The 18,973-nt window shown below is 31.9% G+C and carries 21 protein-coding genes; 15 read left to right on the forward strand and 6 right to left on the reverse strand.

What is annotated here, in order from left to right; genetic code table 11:
* Positions 1–180: 180 nt before the first annotated feature.
* Entirely contained in the window at positions 181–1,596 is a 1,416-nt protein-coding gene (locus tag OZP06_RS00985; protein WP_269223273.1) for an adenosine deaminase, read from the forward strand.
* Positions 1,597–1,782: 186 nt separating this feature from the next.
* On the forward strand, positions 1,783–2,313 hold the full coding sequence (locus OZP06_RS00990; protein WP_281324117.1) for a hypothetical protein: 531 nt from the start codon (positions 1,783–1,785) through the stop codon (positions 2,311–2,313).
* Between the two features lie 66 nt (positions 2,314–2,379).
* Here the strand turns inward: OZP06_RS00990 and OZP06_RS00995 are convergent, their stop codons facing one another.
* Positions 2,380–3,420 (reverse strand): RluA family pseudouridine synthase, encoded by a 1,041-nt coding sequence (locus tag OZP06_RS00995; RefSeq protein ID WP_269223275.1) that lies wholly within the window; start codon positions 3,418–3,420, stop codon positions 2,380–2,382.
* The gene (locus OZP06_RS01000) at positions 3,410–4,027 is read right to left on the reverse strand and encodes a PASTA domain-containing protein (protein WP_281324118.1); all 618 of its coding nucleotides are present in this window, start codon (positions 4,025–4,027) and stop codon (positions 3,410–3,412) included. Before OZP06_RS01000 ends, OZP06_RS00995 begins: the two co-directional genes overlap by 11 nt.
* 351 nt (positions 4,028–4,378) lie before the next feature.
* Between OZP06_RS01000 and OZP06_RS01005 the strand changes: the two genes are divergently transcribed.
* The 3 genes from OZP06_RS01005 to OZP06_RS01015 all read left to right on the forward strand — a co-directional run bounded on the left by OZP06_RS01005 (position 4,379) and on the right by OZP06_RS01015 (position 6,664).
* Complete coding sequence (locus OZP06_RS01005; protein WP_269223278.1) at positions 4,379–5,350, forward strand: D-alanine--D-alanine ligase; 972 nt, start codon at positions 4,379–4,381, stop codon at positions 5,348–5,350.
* Positions 5,351–5,427: 77 nt separating this feature from the next.
* Positions 5,428–5,892 carry a pantetheine-phosphate adenylyltransferase gene (gene coaD, locus OZP06_RS01010; RefSeq protein ID WP_281239306.1) on the forward strand — a complete coding sequence of 155 codons (465 nt, stop codon included), beginning with the start codon at positions 5,428–5,430 and terminating at the stop codon, positions 5,890–5,892.
* 193 nt (positions 5,893–6,085) lie between these two features.
* Positions 6,086–6,664 (forward strand): alkylphosphonate utilization protein, encoded by a 579-nt coding sequence (locus tag OZP06_RS01015; protein WP_269223279.1) that lies wholly within the window; start codon positions 6,086–6,088, stop codon positions 6,662–6,664.
* A gap of 185 nt (positions 6,665–6,849) precedes the next feature.
* Here the strand turns inward: OZP06_RS01015 and OZP06_RS01020 are convergent, their stop codons facing one another.
* Complete coding sequence (locus OZP06_RS01020) at positions 6,850–7,290, reverse strand: hypothetical protein (RefSeq protein ID WP_281239305.1); 441 nt, start codon at positions 7,288–7,290, stop codon at positions 6,850–6,852.
* Positions 7,291–7,560: 270 nt separating this feature from the next.
* Entirely contained in the window at positions 7,561–8,913 is a 1,353-nt protein-coding gene (locus tag OZP06_RS01025; protein WP_281324119.1) for a DEAD/DEAH box helicase, read from the reverse strand.
* Between the two features lie 125 nt (positions 8,914–9,038).
* On the opposite strand from OZP06_RS01025, the gene OZP06_RS01030 reads away from it, so the two are divergent.
* Positions 9,039–10,769, forward strand: coding sequence for a M14 family metallopeptidase (locus OZP06_RS01030; RefSeq protein WP_269223282.1), 1,731 nt, complete (start codon positions 9,039–9,041; stop codon positions 10,767–10,769).
* 4 nt (positions 10,770–10,773) lie between these two features.
* Here OZP06_RS01030 and OZP06_RS01035 read toward each other — a convergent pair whose 3' ends face one another.
* Positions 10,774–11,379 carry an NUDIX domain-containing protein gene (locus tag OZP06_RS01035; protein WP_269223283.1) on the reverse strand — a complete coding sequence of 202 codons (606 nt, stop codon included), beginning with the start codon at positions 11,377–11,379 and terminating at the stop codon, positions 10,774–10,776.
* A gap of 7 nt (positions 11,380–11,386) precedes the next feature.
* Between OZP06_RS01035 and pyrE the strand changes: the two genes are divergently transcribed.
* Both pyrE and OZP06_RS01045 read left to right on the forward strand, forming a co-directional pair.
* Positions 11,387–12,028 (forward strand): orotate phosphoribosyltransferase, encoded by a 642-nt coding sequence (gene pyrE / locus OZP06_RS01040; protein ID WP_269223284.1) that lies wholly within the window; start codon positions 11,387–11,389, stop codon positions 12,026–12,028.
* Between the two features lie 73 nt (positions 12,029–12,101).
* On the forward strand, positions 12,102–12,494 hold the full coding sequence (locus tag OZP06_RS01045; RefSeq protein WP_269223285.1) for an SRPBCC family protein: 393 nt from the start codon (positions 12,102–12,104) through the stop codon (positions 12,492–12,494).
* 52 nt (positions 12,495–12,546) lie between these two features.
* On the opposite strand, the gene OZP06_RS01050 is transcribed toward OZP06_RS01045, so the two are convergent.
* A complete protein-coding gene (locus OZP06_RS01050; protein WP_269223286.1) occupies positions 12,547–13,275 on the reverse strand; it encodes a biotin--[acetyl-CoA-carboxylase] ligase in 729 nt (242 codons plus the stop codon).
* A 95-nt stretch (positions 13,276–13,370) separates the two neighbouring features.
* Here OZP06_RS01050 and rsfS point away from each other — a divergent pair, with 95 nt between their 5' ends.
* From rsfS to OZP06_RS01085, 7 genes are all read left to right on the forward strand, one after another.
* On the forward strand, positions 13,371–13,742 hold the full coding sequence (rsfS, locus tag OZP06_RS01055) for a ribosome silencing factor (RefSeq protein WP_269223287.1): 372 nt from the start codon (positions 13,371–13,373) through the stop codon (positions 13,740–13,742).
* A gap of 15 nt (positions 13,743–13,757) precedes the next feature.
* Positions 13,758–15,683: an ATP-dependent zinc metalloprotease FtsH gene (gene ftsH, locus OZP06_RS01060; RefSeq protein ID WP_269223288.1), complete on the forward strand. Its 1,926-nt coding sequence runs from the start codon at positions 13,758–13,760 to the stop codon at positions 15,681–15,683.
* 112 nt (positions 15,684–15,795) lie between these two features.
* On the forward strand, positions 15,796–16,398 hold the full coding sequence (locus OZP06_RS01065) for an LUD domain-containing protein (protein WP_281239300.1): 603 nt from the start codon (positions 15,796–15,798) through the stop codon (positions 16,396–16,398).
* Position 16,399: 1 nt separating this feature from the next.
* Positions 16,400–17,251 carry a phosphatidate cytidylyltransferase gene (locus OZP06_RS01070; protein ID WP_269223289.1) on the forward strand — a complete coding sequence of 284 codons (852 nt, stop codon included), beginning with the start codon at positions 16,400–16,402 and terminating at the stop codon, positions 17,249–17,251.
* Complete coding sequence (locus OZP06_RS01075) at positions 17,241–17,894, forward strand: phosphatidylserine decarboxylase family protein (protein ID WP_269223290.1); 654 nt, start codon at positions 17,241–17,243, stop codon at positions 17,892–17,894. Before OZP06_RS01070 ends, OZP06_RS01075 begins: the two co-directional genes overlap by 11 nt.
* The gene (locus tag OZP06_RS01080) at positions 17,894–18,160 is read left to right on the forward strand and encodes an acyl-CoA-binding protein (protein ID WP_269223291.1); all 267 of its coding nucleotides are present in this window, start codon (positions 17,894–17,896) and stop codon (positions 18,158–18,160) included. Before OZP06_RS01075 ends, OZP06_RS01080 begins: the two co-directional genes overlap by 1 nt.
* A 13-nt stretch (positions 18,161–18,173) precedes the next feature.
* Positions 18,174–18,950 carry a superoxide dismutase gene (locus OZP06_RS01085; RefSeq protein WP_281239299.1) on the forward strand — a complete coding sequence of 259 codons (777 nt, stop codon included), beginning with the start codon at positions 18,174–18,176 and terminating at the stop codon, positions 18,948–18,950.
* Positions 18,951–18,973: the final 23 nt, after the last annotated feature.

Genomic DNA, 18,973 nt, shown 5'->3' on the forward strand with positions numbered 1-18,973 from the left:
ATTATTGATTTACAAACATAACTACACATTCAATTTTAGCTTTTTTTTTAAACTATTAAGAAATTAAAATTCATTTAGACTAATGCTTAATGATCTTAATTTCTTAATGGTTTTCTTTTTTTAGAATTACCAATTTTTATTTCAATTAAATTTGAATTATATTTGAGCGAAATTTATACCATGAAGATATTTTTCACCTTTCTTTTTTACATCCTATTCCAAGTAGGATATGCACAATCGGCAGATCAGTATTTTGAAAAAATTAGAAATAACGAAGCCGAACTTACCGCTTTTTTTGCTCAAATGCCTAAAGGAGGCGACCTACATCACCATTATTCTGGGTCTATTTATGCAGAACCTTTAATAGCGCATGCTATCACCGAAGATTTTTTTCTCAATACTCAAACCATGGCTGTTTCTCAAGAAAAACAAACTGGAACTGACTGGGTATTATTTTCGACTTTACAAAAAAATGGAGAATTAGATATTTACAAACAAAAAATAATACAAAAATGGTCTGTCAAAGATTATAATAATGTGGATTACCCATCGGATAAATTATTTTTTGAATCTTTTATGAAGTTTGAAACCGCTACAAAAAACAATTTTGGAGCAGGTTTATTGGAGCTAAAAAACAGAGCCATCAAAGAAAATGTAAGCTATATCGAAACGCAATTATCAACCATTCCATGTTCCATAAACACATCTGAATTAACCAAATACAACCTTCATTTACGAAAAATGATGGTAGCCAAAAATGAAAAAGCCGTTATGCAATCCTTGGATTCTTTATATACTATTTTCATTCAAAAAGATGCCAAGAAATACGCCACTGATTTTAATGTAAACTTCGTAGCCAAACTTCACAAAGACCTAAAAATAGACGACAATCAATTCACAATGCGCTACCAAAATTTTGTATTGCGTTTCATGGAACCAGTAGATTTATTCAAAAATTTAGTGGTTGCTTTTATGTCTGCCGACAGTAGTCCCCTGATGGCGGGAGTGAATATAGTTTCTCCCGAAGATGGCGAAACTTCTATGAAAGATTATGGTTTACACATGCTAATGTTCAAATATTGCCACAGTCGCTTTCCAAAAGTAAAATATGCAATGCATGCTGGTGAACTTACCTTAGGAATGGTTCGTCCCGAAGAATTAACTTGGCATATCAATGCAGCAGTATATACGGCTGGAGCCAATAGAATCGGACATGGAGTTGATATGGCTTATGAAGAAAAAAGTTATGATTTAATGCGTTATATGGCCAAAAATAGCATTCCAATTGAAATCAATCTTACCAGTAATGAGTTCATCTTAAAAGTTAAAGAAAACCGTCATCCAATTTTATTATACAAAGAATTTGGCGTTCCCATTGTTATTAGTACCGATGACGCAGGAATATTACGAACCAACATGACAGAACAATATGTATTATTAGCCAAAAGATACAAAACCATCACCTATACGGATATCAAACAATTTGTTTATAACAGTATCAACTTTAGTTTTATTCAAGATCCTACTGTAAAAAAACAAGTAGTACAGGACTTGCAAAATCGATTTGAGACTTTTGAAAATAATTTTAAAAATTAATTTTAGTAATCCAATTACAACGTTCTTACATTCAAAAACAACTTAACATTACTTTTCATTTAGTATTTTTTTAACCCTATTTTTATATTTTTAACTCAATTTAAGAAAACCATCACAAATATTGTCCGTATTTTTGCAATTGTATTATTTATTTAATAAAAATTAAAAAATCTTAAAAAAAATTATATGAAGAACTTTGTCCTAATTTCACTATTTTCAATACTATCAATAACCGCTTTTGCACAAAATAGAAAAGTATCTTCTGTAAAAGTAGACGATAATCTAACTCGATATTACATCAACTACGAAAATGGTCTTCCTACGCTAACTGCCAATAAATATGGGGCTTTAAAATTTTATTTAGAAAAATATGTAAAATTTTCTGATGATAAAAAAAACACAAGCTACAATCTAATTTTTGACCTAAATGAAAAAATCATAAACTCTTTAAACAAAGATATTTATGTTACTATTGTATTTCTCGATTATTCAATAATTAATGCAAGACCTTCTTTAGAAAACGAAGGTACTTTTAAAGGCAATATTACCATCCCAATTAAAAATATTGATCGGTTAACAAAAACTGCCATAAAAGCAATTATCTTTAAAATAAAAGACGAAACCGATGAAAATGATATCGTTTTCAAATTCAATAAAGAGGATGCAGGAAATTATAAATTTCAAAAAGAAGCACTGTTAATTAAAGAAGGAAAATAAAGTAATCTTGAAATAAAGTCATAAAAAAAACCTCAAAAATGAGGTTTTTTTTATGTTTAGTTTTTATTAATCTTCTTCTGCATGATGTGATTTTGAATATCCTCTCCATTTCTCTATACAATCCTGAAAATCCTGAGGTAATTCTGTATCAAAACGCATCATTTCTCCTGTAGTAGGATGTACAAAACCCAACGTTTTAGCATGCAAAGCTTGACGCGGTAAAGCTTTGAAACAATTCTCTATAAACTGTTTGTATTTAGTAAACGTAGTTCCTTTCAAAATCAAGTGACCGCCATAACGTTCATCATTAAAAAGTGGATGGCCAATGTGTTTCAAATGTGCCCTAATTTGATGTGTTCTTCCCGTTTCCAATTTACAGGAAATCAAGGTTACATAACCAAAACGTTCCAATACTTTATAATGTGTAATGGCAGGTTTCCCAATTTCGGGATCTGCAAAAACGGCCATTTGCATGCGGTCTTTTAAGTGTCTCGCCAAGTTTCCTTCAATCGTACCTTCTTCAGCAGCTACATTTCCCCAAACTAACGCAATATATTCTCTTTCAGATGTTTTAGCCTCAAATTGTTTGGCCAGATGCGTCATCGCTGCTTCAGTTTTGGCAATAACCAACAATCCCGAAGTATCCTTGTCAATTCTGTGAACTAATCCTGGACGTTCGCTACTGTTCATTGGTAAATTCTCAAAATGAAATGCCAGCGCATTCACCAAAGTTCCAGTATAATTTCCGTGCCCTGGATGCACTACCATCCCAGGCTCTTTATTGATTAACAACAAAGTATCATCTTCATATACAACATTAAGCGGAATATCCTCTGGATCCACCCTATTTTCAAATGGCGGATGCGACAACATCACCTGAACCACATCAAAGGGTTTTACTTTATAATTGGATTTTACAGGCGCATCATTCACAAAAATATTACCTTCTGTGGCTGCGTTCTGAATTTTATTTCGTGTGGCATTTTGAATTAAACCCATCAAGTATTTATCTATTCGTAAAATCGCTTGACCTTTGGGAACTTCAAACTTAAAATGTTCAAATAATTCTTCGTCTAACTCGTCTATTGGTTCACTGTTATTGTCCATTCGTTGGTGTTTCTGTTGTTGGAACAGCGGTACTATCCACTACTTCTTCTTGATAACTCTCTTTTCCATCGCCCAAAACCAAATCAATTTTTGATGCTTTCAAGACTCTGTCTCCTACTTTCAAATTTCTTCCTTTGTAACGCATTTCCAGAACCATGTCTTTTCCTAAATTCGGAACATACGTAATAGTTCCTTCTTCAAGTCCCAGTGCCTTAAGCGTTGGTACTGCTTCACGATATGTTTTTTCAATTAAATCTGGAATTCGAACAGACGAAAACCCAGAAGAATTGATTTTAATATATACTTTTCTTCCAACCTTAACCTTAGTCCCGGGCATCGGATCCTGCTCTACTACACTGTATTTTGGAAAATCTCCTCTAAAATCGACACTATCCAAAAGCTCATAATCCAAATCCAATTCATCTAGCTTATCTTCGACTTGCTCCTCAGTCAATTTTCTTAAATCAGGAACCGTTATTTCATGCCCATGATCGGTTGTAAATGTTAGCCAATGCATAAACAAATAGGCCAAAACTGCAATAATAGCAAGTGCAATCGCCACTTGTCCAAAAAATACACGACTCGTAAGATATTTTTTTAAGCTCATAAATATTTTTATTTCCCGCAAAGATAAAGCTATTTCGTTTCAAAAAAAATGATAATTTTGTTTAATAGTATTTGTCCTTCTGAGCATTGTTTACAGAAGGAGCTATTCCTGCTGTACGCTTGTATCTTTTGCTAAAAAAAACATTTTTCCAAAGCCATAAAAGGAGCTTCCTTTGGTCGCTCTTTTCTGCCAGGAAAAATTAGTTTTTTTACACAAAAGGAAACCGCTTCCATCAGGGCTAGGGAATTCATTTTCAAAACAATATTTAGCATTTAAAAATTAAAATCACAGTATTACACTTTCAAAAAAATCGTGAAATTTGTAAAATTAGTGGCAAAAAAACAAAAAAATATGAAAAACATTGCCATCATCATGGGCGGCTATTCCAGCGAATACAAGATCTCACTCATTAGCGGAAACGTAGTTTATCAATTCTTAGACAAAACCAAATACAATGCCTTTCGCATTCATATTTTCAAAGAAAAATGGGTTTATGTAGATGCCAACGATTCCGAATTCCCTATCGATAAAAATGATTTTTCGGTAAACATAAACGGAAGCAAACAAACTTTTGATTGTGTTTTTAATGCCATTCACGGAACACCAGGCGAAGATGGACTGATGCAAGCTTATTTTGAATTGTTAAACATTCCACAAACCGCTTGTGATTATTACCAAGCCGCATTAACCTTCAACAAACGCGATTTATTATCCGTATTAAAACCATACGGAATAAAAACAGCCACTTCCTATTATCTAAACAAAGGTGACATCATCAATACTAACGAAATTGTTGAAAAATTAGGTCTCCCATGTTTTGTAAAACCCAACAAAGCAGGATCAAGCTTCGGAATTTCAAAAGTAAAAACCGCTGCCGAATTGCCAATAGCCATCGAAGTTGCCTACAAAGAAGACAATGAAATCATCATAGAAAGCTTTCTTGACGGCACCGAAGTTTCTGTTGGAGTAATCAATTACAAAGGAAAAATTACTGTTTTACCTATAACCGAAATTGTTTCCGAGAATGATTTCTTCGATTACGAAGCCAAATACGAAGGGAAATCTCAAGAAATTACACCTGCGAGAATCTCAGATGAAATGACTCAAAAAGTAGCAGAAATAGCCAAACGCGCCTACGAAGTACTCAAAATGAAAGGTTTCTCACGTAGCGAATTTATCATTGTAGACGGAGAACCACACATGCTAGAAATGAACACCATTCCTGGTCTTACCACCGAAAGTTTGATTCCGCAACAAGCCAAAGCCGCTGGAATTTCATTGGAAGATTTATTCACAAATGCAATTGAGTTAGCGCTTAATTAAGTTACTAAGTCACTGAGATGCTAAGTTTTTAGAAACTTAGCATCTTAGAAACTCAGAATCTTAGAAACTAAAAAAAAATGAAAAAAGCCATATTTCCAGGATCGTTTGACCCGATCACCTTAGGCCACGAAGACATCATCAACAGAGGCATTTCGCTTTTTGATGAAATTGTAATTGCCATTGGGGTCAATGCCGAAAAAAAATACATGTTTACGCTCGAAGAAAGAAAGCGTTTCATTGAGGAAACATTCAAAAATGAACCCAAAGTTACCGTTATCACTTACGAAGGTTTAACCATCGACTTATGTCACAAAGTAAAAGCCGACTTTATACTTAGAGGTCTACGAAACCCCGCCGATTTTGAATTCGAAAAAGCAATCGCCCACACCAACAGACGGTTATCCAAAATAGAAACCGTATTTTTATTGACTGCTGCACGAACTTCATACATCAGTTCTAGCATCGTGAGAGATGTTATCCGAAACTATGGCGAATACGAAATGCTGGTTCCCGAAGCTGTAAGGGTTAAATTGCATAAATAGTTTTCAGACTTTTCTGTTGTTGAATTAATACAAATAAAAGACTATTTTAAAATAGGAGAAATTCATGATTCTAATTTTCTAAAATTAAAAATAGAAAAGAGACTAAGGAAAACGGATATCAGAGAAAAACATAAATTTGCGAAACCTACTAATTAGCTGTAATTTCGCAACCTAAAATAACACACACCTTATAATGAGCTTCGAAAGAGAATTAAATAAACGCAGCGGTTCCCAATGTGAATTATGTGCTGCCACCGAAAACTTAAAAGAATACCAAGTATTACCGACCAAGAAAGGCGGATTGGACGAAAGCATTTTTGCTTGTGCTACTTGTATCGACCAAATTGAAAATCCAGGTCATGAAGATTTAAACCACTGGAGATGTCTGAACGACAGCATGTGGAGCGAACACACTCCTGTACAAGTTGTAGCTTGGAGAATGTTAAGCCGTTTGCGCAAAAATGGTTGGCCACAAGAATTATTGGAGCAAATGTATTTTGACGAAGACACTTTGGCATGGGCACAAGCTACAGGAGAAGGAGAAGATGATGAAAACAAAATCATCCACCGTGATGTTAATGGCGTTATTTTGACTCATGGAGATTCTGTTATATTAATCAAAGATCTAAAAGTAAAAGGATCTAGTATGGTTGCTAAACAAGGTACTTCGGTACGCAACATCCGTTTGGACCACGAAAATGCAGAATACATTGAAGGAAAAGTAGATGGTCAACAAATTGTAATTATCACACAATACGTGAAGAAAATATAGTAATCAAGTGATAAGTAAAAGAGTGATAAGTAATCTCTTTAAATCAAAAAAAAAAAACGTTAACAGCATGCTATTTGCTGTTAACGTTTTTTTTTTAGGACACTTTTTTTACTGTTAACTAAAAAATTGAGTCCTGATTATTTTTTTCAGTGAACACTAATAAACGGAACACTGAACACTAATTTTTAGCTTTTTTGAAACAATTTATCAACTTGCTCTTTAGTCAATGACTCAGAAACATTGGTAGACGATGCTTCTTTATTTGAAACCATAAACTGCACTGTCGTTTTATCAGAGCTTACAATATAATGCAACCAAACAAAATTATTAGGCAATTCTAATTTAATATCATTTATAGGACTAGCGTTAAATCCATTTAAAATGATACCATAAAGACTTTGATAGGCATTATCTACATTTTTGAATGTAAAATTCTTCAAAGAGATCTCTTCTAAATCAATAGAAGTTGTTTTGAAAAAAAAGGTATACTCGTCACCTACTTTTTGAACATAAAAATCATTATTTATTCTACCTAATTTTTCAACTGGTACAGTTTCTACAACTTTAATTTGACTAAAGCCAACAGAACTAATCAACAAAACAGCAATTGCAATAATTTTTTTCATAATTTATTTGGGGTTTATTAATATACTTTAATAGGTAAGTATTTGTCAGCAAACTTAATAATAAATAAAATTAACTCTATTTAGATAAAAACATTTTATCAACATTAAATTTCATAATTTGTTTGTAAATTTTATCATAGCGCATACTATTTGTATTTAAAGTAATTTTTTATTCATAAAAAAATCGCTAAAAGTAAAAAACACTCTTAACGATTCTCAAAACTTATATATTTTTTCAATAAAAATCTAGAAAGCACAGAAATCTAATGTCTAATTCTCCTCCTCTTTCTTTATAACCTTTCTGGCTACTTCAATTTTAAACTTCTTTCCTTTCATTTTTTCATCTTTAACAGCATGAAGCAAATCCTTAACTTTATTAAATTTTACGGCAGCAAATGAAATAAAATCTTTTACTTCAATCAACCCTAAATCTCCTTTTTCAAGTTTTCCTTTTTGGGAAAAGAACCCTACAATATCAATTTTATTCAATTTATTTTTCTTTCCCCCACTGATATATATGGTTTGAAATTCGGGAGGTTTTGGCAATGCAGTTGTTTTTTCAACATTCAATATTTCCATACCATAATCCAAATAATCCATTTTTTTTTCGCTCTCATGTACAATCACATACGCAGTTCCAGATGCAAGCATACGTGCTGTACGTCCATTTCTATGGGTAAATTCATCTTCCTTTAATGGCAAATGATAATGAATAACATGCTTCATTTCTGGGATATCAAGACCTCGAGCAGCCAAATCTGTAGTAATCAAATAACTCATACTTCCATTGCGAAATTGAATTAATGATCGTTCCCGCTCATCCTGATCCATACCACCATGATAATAAGTAGCATAAATTCCTTTTTCGTTCAAAGTGTCGCTAATGCGTTCTGCCGCATCACGATGATTACAAAAAACAATAGCCGACTGTGATTTTAAAGAACAAATTAGGTTAAACAAACTACCTAATTTATCTTTTTCTTTTGAAACGACCATTTTGGTAGCTAAGTTACTTTCTTGTTCGTCTTCGGTTGGAATAAAATCCAAAATTGTTGGATTAACAACTCTAGTATATTTTGGTATTTCAATATCGGAAGTAGCCGAGACCAAAACACGTTTATTAAGTTTAGATAGTTTTCCTATAATGAAAGACATTTGCTCGTGAAAACCCAATTGCAAAGATTTATCAAATTCATCCAAAATTAAAGTTTGAATTTTGTCCAATCGAAAAGTACCTCTGTCAATATGATCGGCAATTCGGCCTGGGGTTCCTATTAAAACAGCTGGCGGATTACTCAAATTCTTGATTTCAGTATCAATAGAATGTCCACCGTAGCAAACATTTACTTTATAATCGGTTCCCATTTTTTTCCATACTTGTTCTATTTGCAACCCTAATTCACGAGAAGGAACTAGAATCAAACATTGAACCGATAGAATTTCGGGCTGTAACATTTCGAAAATGGGAAGCAAAAAAGCTAATGTTTTTCCAGAACCCGTTGGAGAAAGCAGTAAAACATTATTGTCATTTAGAATGACATCTTGGGCAACTTCTTGCATTTCGTTTAGGCTTTCGATACCTAAATTCAATAATATATTGTTGGAATGGTGTTTCTTATTCATTTTGCAAAGGTAAAACGAATTATGCATTATGAGTTATGAATTTTGAGTTTTTAGTATTTCTGCTTTTAATTTACAGATGAATCAAAATTAATTACATTTGATTTTTTATTTTAAAAACCCCAAAAATGAAATTTCTCAACTTAACTATACTATTTTTCTACCTTACTTCATTCGCCCAAAACAACACTAAATACAGCACTATATTCGAAAAAGGAAATGGAAACCAATCGGCTAATTATCAAGAGACAATTGCTTATTACACCGTTTTGTCACATGATTTTTCTACTATAAAAATGGATAAAATGGGACTTACAGATAGCGGAGAGCCTTTATATATGATTACTTTCAACCCTGATAAAAAATTTAATTTTGAAACGATTCAAAAAAACAAAGCAATATTACTAATCAATAATGGCATCCATGCGGGAGAACCTGACGGTATTGATGCAACTATGCAATTATTTAGAGATTTAGCCTTAGGCAGCATAAAAATACCACAAAATACTGTTATAGTAACCATACCCATTTATAATATTGGAGGTGCTTTAAATCGAAATTCAACCTCAAGAGTCAATCAAGAAGGACCAGAAGAATATGGCTTTAGAGGCAACGCTAGAAACTATGATTTAAATCGCGATATGATCAAATCGGACACTCGAAACACAAAGAGTTTTGTATCCATTTATCACAAAATAAATCCAGATATTTTTATAGACAACCATGTGAGTAATGGAGCTGATTATCAATACAAATTAACCTACATCATGACGCAACACAATAAATTAGGCACTGTTTTGGGAGATTATATGAACTCAGAGATGATGCCTTATATTGTAAAAGATTTAGAAAAAAAACAAATTCCAACAACTCCTTATGTCAATGCATTTGAGGAAACGCCCGACAATGGTTTTGTACAATTTTCAGACACACCAAGATACACAACAGGTTATACTTCTCTTTTTAACACAATAGGGTTTGTTGTTGAGACCCATATGCTCAAAAAATATGCAGATCGTGTAAAAGCGACCTACGAATACATGCTAAGTACAATAGCTTTTACGGATTTGAACTATAAAAAAATAAAAGAATTGCGACTCAAAAACGAAGAACAATTTCAACCGAAAAAATCATACCCAATAGAATGGAAAATTGACAGTTCCAAGGCAACTACCTTTTTGTTTTCAGGTTTTGAAGCTTCCTTTAAAAAAAGTGAAGTAACAACTGGACAACGTTTGTTTTACGATAGAACTAAACCGTATCAAAAAAACGTACCGTATATCAAAGAATACAAATCGGTAAAAGAGGTAAAGATTCCCAATGCCTATATTATCCCGAAAGGCTATTGGAATGTTATTGATTTATTAAAAAACAATAATTGCAAATACTCGCAATTGAAGAATGACACCATTATAACCATAGAAAGTTCTATAATTGCCGATTATAAAACTTCAAGTCAAGCCTACGAAGGGCATTATCCTCATAGAAATACAAAAATAACGACAACTATTGAAAAAATAGCTTTTGCCAAAGGAGATTATATTTTCCCCACTGAACAAAAAGCCGTTAAATATTTACTGGAAACTCTAGAACCAGAAGCCGTTGATTCTTTCTTCAATTGGAATTTTTTTGATACCATTTTACAACAAAAAGAAGGGTATTCGGAATATGTTTTTGAATATTTAGCCGCACAACTTATCCAAGAAAATCCGAATCTAAAAATAGCACTAGAAGAAAAAATCAAAAATGAACCCGCTTTTGCAAAAAACAGTGAAAGCCAACTGGATTGGGTTTATAAACATTCTAAATATTACGAAAAAGCTCATTTACAATATCCTGTTTATAGAATAATCCAATAATCGACTACTCGCTATTTCCAATTTTAGCTTCAAATAAGAGTTTAATATTTTCATACGAATTCTCTAAAGCTTCTTTTATTTGATCTGGATTTAGCCAAGCTACTTTTTCTATACCTTCCTCAATTTGACCTACTGGAGTTCCTTCAAAATCAGTATGCATCACAAACCAATGCGTGATTTTTAATTTATATTTACCATTTCTTTTAAAAACATGATACGTTTTTTGTAGTTTTTCACCAACCACTAATCCGTTTACACCAGTTTCTTCTTCTACTTCTCGCGTAGCTGCATCCTCTATTAGTTCTCCTTTTTGAGAACCTCCTTTTGGCAAATCCCATTTTCCGTTTCTAAAAATAAATAAAACTTCACCCTTTTTATTATAAACCAACCCTCCTCCAGCTTTATTTACAGGAATTTTCGCTTTCAAAGTTTTCATTATCACACTTTCATCAGGATGATAGAGATAAGCTTTCTTAATTTTATTTTGGAACATTTTTATTACAACTTGCTCAATGTCAATACTATCAAGCAAGAAAAGTTGAAAATCAGTTTCCTTCGAAATTTGATTTGTCAAAAAAAGTGGTTTGTCGTTAACAAAAACTTTATACATTTGTATTATGATTTTTAATAAAGATACAGCCGAAAAAACAGCCGAATTGCTTTTGCAAATAAATGCAATTAAATTGAATCCAGGAAATCCTTTTACATGGGCTTCTGGATGGAAATCGCCAATTTATTGCGATAATCGTTTAATCCTCTCGTTTCCAGCCATAAGAAATTATGTCAGAGACCAATTTTCAAAAAACATTGAAAAACAATTTGGAAAACCAGATGTAATTGCAGGAGTAGCTACTGGTGCAATTGGAATTGGAATGCTTGTTGCAGAAAGTATGGGATTACCTTTTGTATATGTACGACCAGAACCAAAAAAACATGGACGTCAAAACCAAGTAGAAGGTTTTTTACAAAAAGGACAAAGCGTAGTAATTATAGAAGATTTAATAAGTACTGGAAACAGTAGTCTTCTTGCCGTTGAAGGCTTGCGGGAAGCAGGAGCAGTAATAAAAGGGATGGCAGCAATATTTACCTATGGTTTTGATGTTGCAGACCAAAACTTTAAAAATGCCAATATTGATTTATATACACTGAGTAATTATCAAAATTTATTAAATTTAGCCGTTACTAAGAGTTATATTACAGAAAAAGAAGAAGAAACATTAAGAGAATGGAATGTAAGCCCTTCGACTTGGAGTGTTTAAAATTTAAAATGCAGAAAATAAGATTGCAAATTTTGGGTTTAAAAAAATAGAATAACAAAATTTAAATATAATTATGAACTTAGAAAGTCCAAAAGTTACAGTTGAGAAACCAAGTCAAGAGTTATTTGATTTATTGAGTGATGTAAAAAACTTCGAAAAATTAATGCCAGATAATATTGCAAAATTTGAAGTTATAGGAGAAGATGCTTTTATTTTTGGATTAAAAGGTATGCCTGAAATCAAATTAAAAATGAAAGAAAAAATTGCTCCAAACAAAATTGTTCTAGGTGCTGCAAGTGATAAATTACCATTTACTTTGGTAGCTAACATTGATAGTCTTTCTGAGCAATCTAGTGCAGTTAAATTGGATTTTGATGGAGAATTTAATGCTATGATGGCAATGATGATAAAAGGACCAATCAGTAAATTCATTGAAACTTTAGCAAATAACATGACAAAACTATAATTCACTTGTTGAATCGGTTAGTTGATTAAACGACTAACCGATTCAACAATACTTAATACAACATTTGAACTTCTTTAAGATTATATTCAAATATACCATCATCCTCCAATAGTATTTGAAGCTTTCCAATTTCCGAAACTCCTTTTATAATTCCCATAAAATTAACTTCATTTTCATCGGTAAAAGCAGCAGGAACACCAATTTTAAAGAGTTTATTTGTATATTCCTCCCATAATAAAAGATCGATTTGGGAATATTCAGCTATCATAGCTTCCATTTCTTCAATTATTGAAAATAAAATAACTTCTTTGTCAAAGTATAAATTACAAATCAAAGCTAGTGAAGAAGCTCTAGGCAAATCATCGAATTGCACTTGATTTATATTCAGCCCAAGTCCAACAATAGATGTTATAACACCATCCCCTTTTATACTGTTTTCTATCAATATGCCACCAATTTTCTTATTAGCTGACATAATGTCGTTTGGCCATTTTATACTCAATTCGGGAATATTTATTTTTTCTAAAGCTCGAATTACTGAAAGCGAAATAACAACATTCAAATTAAAAAAGGATTCATTATCCCTCAAGAAATCCTTAACCAATACACTCATTATTAAATTCTTACCTAATTCCGATTCCCATACCGATCCCATTTGGCCTTTCCCTTTCAATTGATTTTCTGCAGTTACAACAGTAAAATTTTGTATATCTTCTGTACTAGATAATCCTTTTAGAAATTCATTTGTAGAATCTATGGCATCGAGTTTGATTAGCTTCATATATATCATTTTTTGAAAACATAATTTAATATTATGTTAAGGTTCAAAATTAATCACAAAAAATGGTAACTTTACAAACTTATATAAAAAATTAAATGGCGAAAAAGATTATAAACAATGATGCTCTATTGGCTAACATCATTAAAGGGATAGAAGAAGTAAAAGGAAATGACATCGATATTTTAGATTTAAGAGAAATAGACACAGCAGTTTGTGACTATTTTGTTATTTGCAATGGTAACTCAAACACACAAGTGAATGCAATTGTCAATTCCGTTCAAAAAATAGTATCAAAGGATTTAAAGGATAAACCTTGGCATGTAGAAGGATCTGATGTAGCCGAATGGGTTTTGATGGATTATGTTCACATTGTAGTACACGTTTTTCAAAAACACATTCGTGAATATTATAACATCGAAAGTCTTTGGGGTGATGCTAAAATCACCAAAATCGAAAATAAATATTAAAGAAATAATCTTCTAATGGCTAAAGAGAATAATCCAAATTCAAATAAATTTAAAATAAGTCCTTGGTTAATTTACACTGCAATACTTTTAGTGTTTTTAGGAATAAGTTTTATAACAGGTGGCTCTAGTTTTGAAGAACCCGCTCAATTAACTTCGTCTAAATTTAATTCCTATTTAGAAAAAGGACAAATTGAGAAAGTAATTGTTTACAATAAAAATGAAGCGGAAGTTTATTTAAATACTGAAGCTTTAAAAGAAGTAGAACATAAAAAAATTTCCAAAGACGTTTTAGGAAGACCCAATAAAGGTCCACATTATACATTTGACATAGGAAACGACCAAATTTTTCAAAACAAATTAGAAAAAGCAGTTGCTGAAGGAAAATTAAAAGATTTTAATTTTTTACAAAAAAGCAATTGGACTGATCTTTTGGTAAGCTTGCTACCAATAATTATAATTATTGGAGTATGGATTTTTATCATGCGAAAAATGTCAGGCGGCCCAGGTGGTGGTGGTGGACAAATTTTCAATATTGGAAAGTCAAAAGCGAAACTTTTTGACGAAAAAACAGATATCAAAACAACTTTTAAAGATGTTGCAGGATTAGAAGGTGCTAAAGAAGAAATACAAGAAATTGTTGAATTCCTGAAAAATCCAGAAAAATACACGAATTTAGGAGGTAAAATACCAAAAGGTGCATTACTTGTAGGCCCTCCAGGTACAGGAAAAACATTATTAGCCAAAGCAGTTGCTGGCGAAGCTCAGGTTCCCTTCTTCTCATTATCAGGATCCGATTTTGTTGAAATGTTTGTAGGTGTTGGAGCTTCTAGAGTTCGCGACCTTTTTAAACAAGCAAAAGAAAAATCTCCAGCGATTATTTTTATTGACGAAATTGATGCAGTAGGTAGAGCTAGAGGAAAAAGTAATATGTCTGGCGGTAATGACGAAAGAGAGAATACCCTTAATCAATTACTAACAGAAATGGATGGTTTTGGCACCAATTCAAATGTAATTGTATTGGCTGCAACCAATAGAGCCGATGTTTTAGACAAAGCTTTAATGCGTGCTGGACGTTTTGATAGACAAATTTTTGTTGATTTACCCGATATTCGCGAAAGAGCAGAAATATTCTTAGTACACCTTGCTCCTTTGAAAAAAATTGAAGGACTTGATACTGAATTTTTAGCCAAACAAACTCCAGGTTTTTCTGGCGCAGATATTGCCAATGTATGTAACGAAGCGGCTTTAATTGCAGCAAGACATAATAAAGACGCAGTTGATAAACAAGATTTCTTAGATGCAGTTGACCGTATTGTTGGTGGATTGGAAAAGAAAAACAAAATTATCACTCCAGAAGAAAAAAGAGCAATTGCAATACACGAAGCAGGACATGCCACTGTAAGCTGGATGCTTGAACATGCAGCACCATTGATAAAAGTTACAATTGTACCTCGTGGCCAAAGTTTAGGAGCAGCTTGGTACCTACCCGAAGAACGTCTAATCGTTCGTACGGATCAAATGCTTGACGAAATGTGTGCTACAATGGGAGGAAGGGCTGCTGAAAAAGTAACATTTGACAGAATTTCAACAGGTGCTTTGAGCGATTTAGAAAAAGTAACGAAACAAGCTCGTGCTATGGTAACCGTTTATGGTTTAAATGACAAAATTGGTAACGTTACCTATTATGATTCAAGTGGACAAAGTGAATACAGTTTTTCAAAACCATATTCTGATGAAACTGCCAGAGTAATTGATAAAGAAATTTCAGACCTTATCGAAAGCCAATACCAGAGAGCCATTAATATACTTGAAGAAAATAAAGACAAACTTGAAGAACTTGCAGCTATATTAATCGAAAAAGAAGTTATTTTCAAAGACGATTTAGAAACCATTTTTGGAAAGAGAACTTTCGATAAAAACTTAGGTGAAGTAGTCTCTTAAATTTACAAAAAAACACAAATTTTTAAAATCTTAATTCAAAATCCTGTTTTGAATTAAGATTTTTTTATCTTTGAACGTTTTCAAGTAACACAAAACGATTATTAACAAATTTATGAATCTTTTTAAAAAATTATTTGGTTCGAATAATCCCTCTTCTGACGAAGCAAGAGAAAGTAATTCAAATAGACCAAATCCAGATATCAATTCTCCGTTGGACGAACAATTCATCTATAATTTCAAAAAAAATGGAGGGAAATTTTTATACTGTGAAAATTTAAATGAAGTAAAAGAACAATTTGAAAATATACTTGAAGAAAACGATTGGTTCGAATGTGAAGCTTTATGCTATGAACCACATTTATACTTTTTACTAGACGAGAATAAACTTACTTATGGTAAAAATATAGATCCAAAATTCATTCTATCTAGTTGTGAAAATTTGGTAGCAGAAGAAGGTTCTGTTTTATTTTCATCCAACCAAATCAAACAAAAAAAACCTAATGATTTGCCATCAAATATAATTATTTTGGCAAAAACCAGTCAAATAGTAGAAGGAAAAAGCGATGGACTAAGTGCTATTCGAAAAAAATACTTGACTGAATATCCAACAAACATTACTACAATAAAATATTTTGAAAAAGCGAAAGAGGAAGATTTTACTCAATATGGTAGCTCGGCCAAAAATTTATATTTATTGCTTTTAGAAGATCTTTAAAATGAACGAAACACTAAAAAGATCAATATCAGGAGCTATTTACATTTTACTCCTTATAGCTTCAATACAATACTCTATAGAAACTTTTTTTATTCTATTTGGAGTTTTTTTATTAATTGCAGTAATGGAATTTTGCAACTTAGTACACTTAAACAAAATTATTCCAATTGCAATTGCTAATGTATTTTATCTATTTTTTTATAAAATTGCTGTAGCAACAAATCAAGATGGTTTATTTTATTTACTACGTTACAGTAAAAATTTTGATTTGGCAGTCCTTATTATATCACTAATAGTTTCATTGAAATGCATAGTATTTCTATTTGACAATACAAACTTAAAAGTAGACTCCTTTTCTAAATTTGCTTATTTAATTGGTTATATCGTTCTTCCATTTATTATAATAACAAAAATACCTTTTGGAATAAAAGGATACAATCCAAACATACTTATAAGTATTTTTATTTTGATATGGACAAATGATACTTTTGCTTACATAGTGGGCAAATCTATCGGAAAACACAAACTATTTGAACGAATTTCACCTAAAAAAACCATCGAAGGCTTTTTGGGCGGAATAGGATTTGCAATAATAGCGAGTTATTTTATATCCAAATACTTTTTAATGCTTCCAGAAAAAAACACCTTTATCTGGATCATAATTGCCTTAATTGTTGGGATTTTCGGAACAATTGGAGATCTAGTTGAATCTAAATTCAAACGTATTTCAGAAAAAAAGGACAGCGGAAACATAATGCCAGGACATGGAGGCATTTTAGATCGATTAGATAGTGTTATCTTTGTAGCACCAATAATATTTTTATTTTATCAAATTTTAAATTATGTTTCATAAAGAAGGAACTCAAAGTATTTTATTAGGCACCATTTTTACTGCTGTCGTTTTTTTAGTATCAGATAAATTCATTCAAACCGAATGGATTAAAATGTCAATTGAAATAGTAACACTTTTGTTGTTAGTAATCATTTTACAATTTTTCAGAAACCCAAAACGTTCTGTTGAAATAAATGAAAATCATATTATTGCACCTGTTGACGGAAAAGTAGTTGTAATAGAAGAAGTATATGAGGGAGAATTTTTTAAAGACAAAAGATTACAAGTATCAATTTTTATGTCACCTACAAATGTACATGTAACGCGCTATGCTATAAGCGGAATTGTAAAATTTAGCAAATATCATCCTGGTAAATTCTTAGTTGCCTGGCATCCAAAAGCAAGTGAAGAGAACGAAAGAACTACCATTGTTATTGAAAACAAAACTTTTGGTGCAATATTGTATCGTCAAATTGCGGGTGCATTGGCCAGACGTATTGTAAATTATGCGCAAGAAGGCATGCAAGTTGTACAAGGAACTGATGCTGGATTTATAAAATTTGGATCAAGAGTTGATATTTTTTTACCATTAGGGACTCCAATTAATGTAGTATTGAATCAAAAAGCAATTGGAGGGAAAACAATAATTGCAATGAAATCTTAATGATTGAAAATGATTTAGATAAACAATTTCAAGAAGCCGTTGAAATTGCTTCTTTTATGACTCAAGCATCTCTACCACAAGATGTTCAGCTACGCCTTTATGCCTTTTACAAGCATGCTACATTTGACAAAACTAAATTTAACGTTTCTGATAATTCTGATTTAAGGAATGCTTTCAAAACTAATGCTTGGATTCAAATTAGTCATCTAACACAAGACGAAGCAAAAAAACAATACATAGAATTAATTCATTCCCTAATTAAGTAATCGTATTATATTCATGAAAAAAAACACTTTTATACTAGCTAATTTGCTTTTTATTTCAGTTTTAATTTCTTGTAATGAAAAAAAATTAACTGAAGTTGTAGAAGTTCCTTTGCCAACGGTACAAGAAAAAGTTACAATTGGCAATCCAAATGATCTAAAAGCAAATGAAGGCTCATTTCAATTGGAAAAGCTTCCTTTTGGATATGACGCTTTGGTTCCTGAATTATCAGCATTGACTATGGAATCCCATTATAAAAACTATTTATATTATACCAATAGTTTGAACAAAGCTGTAATGGGAACAGATAAAGAAAATCTTACTGTAGAAGAAATATTAAACAAATTAGACATAAATGACCCCGTGATTCGTAACAATGCGGGAGGATATTACAACCACAGCTTGTATTTTAGATCTATTGGACCAAAAGCTGGCGGAGAACCTAAAGATACATTAGCCTCTAAGATTATAAAAGATTTTGGTTCTTTTTCGAATTTTAAAACTTCTTTCAAAGAAACTGCATACAAACATTTTGGTTCGGGTTGGGTTTGGTTGGTTGTCGATAAAACAGGAATATTACAATTATCTACTACTCAAGATCAGGACAATCCTCTTATGACATATGCACCTGTAATTGGATTTCATGGAACGCCAATTTTAGGAATTGATCTTTGGGAACATGCTTATTTCTTAGATTACCAATATAAAAAGAAAAATTATATCGATGCTTTTTTTAATATAGTAAATTGGGATAAAGTAAACGAAAATTACAAAGCTACTTTCAAAAAGTAATAATAAAAAAAAAGCTGATATTT

Origin of the sequence: Flavobacterium sp. IMCC34518, from assembly GCF_027111095.2 — a bacterium.
Taxonomy (GTDB): Bacteria; Bacteroidota; Bacteroidia; order Flavobacteriales; family Flavobacteriaceae; genus Flavobacterium; species Flavobacterium praedii.

What these genes read in the sequence shown, in the direction of transcription:
- OZP06_RS00985 (WP_269223273.1), top strand. Translation starts at nt 181, where the DNA reads ATGAAGATATTTTTCACCTTTCTTTTTTACATCCTATTCCAAGTAGGA.
- OZP06_RS00990 (WP_281324117.1), top strand. Translation starts at nt 1,783, where the DNA reads ATGAAGAACTTTGTCCTAATTTCACTATTTTCAATACTATCAATAACC.
- OZP06_RS00995 (WP_269223275.1), bottom strand. Translation starts at nt 3,420, where the DNA reads ATGGACAATAACAGTGAACCAATAGACGAGTTAGACGAAGAATTATTT.
- OZP06_RS01000 (WP_281324118.1), bottom strand. Translation starts at nt 4,027, where the DNA reads ATGAGCTTAAAAAAATATCTTACGAGTCGTGTATTTTTTGGACAAGTG.
- OZP06_RS01005 (WP_269223278.1), top strand. Translation starts at nt 4,379, where the DNA reads ATGAAAAACATTGCCATCATCATGGGCGGCTATTCCAGCGAATACAAG.
- coaD (WP_281239306.1), top strand. Translation starts at nt 5,428, where the DNA reads ATGAAAAAAGCCATATTTCCAGGATCGTTTGACCCGATCACCTTAGGC.
- OZP06_RS01015 (WP_269223279.1), top strand. Translation starts at nt 6,086, where the DNA reads ATGAGCTTCGAAAGAGAATTAAATAAACGCAGCGGTTCCCAATGTGAA.
- OZP06_RS01020 (WP_281239305.1), bottom strand. Translation starts at nt 7,290, where the DNA reads ATGAAAAAAATTATTGCAATTGCTGTTTTGTTGATTAGTTCTGTTGGC.
- OZP06_RS01025 (WP_281324119.1), bottom strand. Translation starts at nt 8,913, where the DNA reads ATGAATAAGAAACACCATTCCAACAATATATTATTGAATTTAGGTATC.
- OZP06_RS01030 (WP_269223282.1), top strand. Translation starts at nt 9,039, where the DNA reads ATGAAATTTCTCAACTTAACTATACTATTTTTCTACCTTACTTCATTC.
- OZP06_RS01035 (WP_269223283.1), bottom strand. Translation starts at nt 11,379, where the DNA reads ATGTATAAAGTTTTTGTTAACGACAAACCACTTTTTTTGACAAATCAA.
- pyrE (WP_269223284.1), top strand. Translation starts at nt 11,387, where the DNA reads ATGATTTTTAATAAAGATACAGCCGAAAAAACAGCCGAATTGCTTTTG.
- OZP06_RS01045 (WP_269223285.1), top strand. Translation starts at nt 12,102, where the DNA reads ATGAACTTAGAAAGTCCAAAAGTTACAGTTGAGAAACCAAGTCAAGAG.
- OZP06_RS01050 (WP_269223286.1), bottom strand. Translation starts at nt 13,275, where the DNA reads ATGAAGCTAATCAAACTCGATGCCATAGATTCTACAAATGAATTTCTA.
- rsfS (WP_269223287.1), top strand. Translation starts at nt 13,371, where the DNA reads ATGGCGAAAAAGATTATAAACAATGATGCTCTATTGGCTAACATCATT.
- ftsH (WP_269223288.1), top strand. Translation starts at nt 13,758, where the DNA reads ATGGCTAAAGAGAATAATCCAAATTCAAATAAATTTAAAATAAGTCCT.
- OZP06_RS01065 (WP_281239300.1), top strand. Translation starts at nt 15,796, where the DNA reads ATGAATCTTTTTAAAAAATTATTTGGTTCGAATAATCCCTCTTCTGAC.
- OZP06_RS01070 (WP_269223289.1), top strand. Translation starts at nt 16,400, where the DNA reads ATGAACGAAACACTAAAAAGATCAATATCAGGAGCTATTTACATTTTA.
- OZP06_RS01075 (WP_269223290.1), top strand. Translation starts at nt 17,241, where the DNA reads ATGTTTCATAAAGAAGGAACTCAAAGTATTTTATTAGGCACCATTTTT.
- OZP06_RS01080 (WP_269223291.1), top strand. Translation starts at nt 17,894, where the DNA reads ATGATTGAAAATGATTTAGATAAACAATTTCAAGAAGCCGTTGAAATT.
- OZP06_RS01085 (WP_281239299.1), top strand. Translation starts at nt 18,174, where the DNA reads ATGAAAAAAAACACTTTTATACTAGCTAATTTGCTTTTTATTTCAGTT.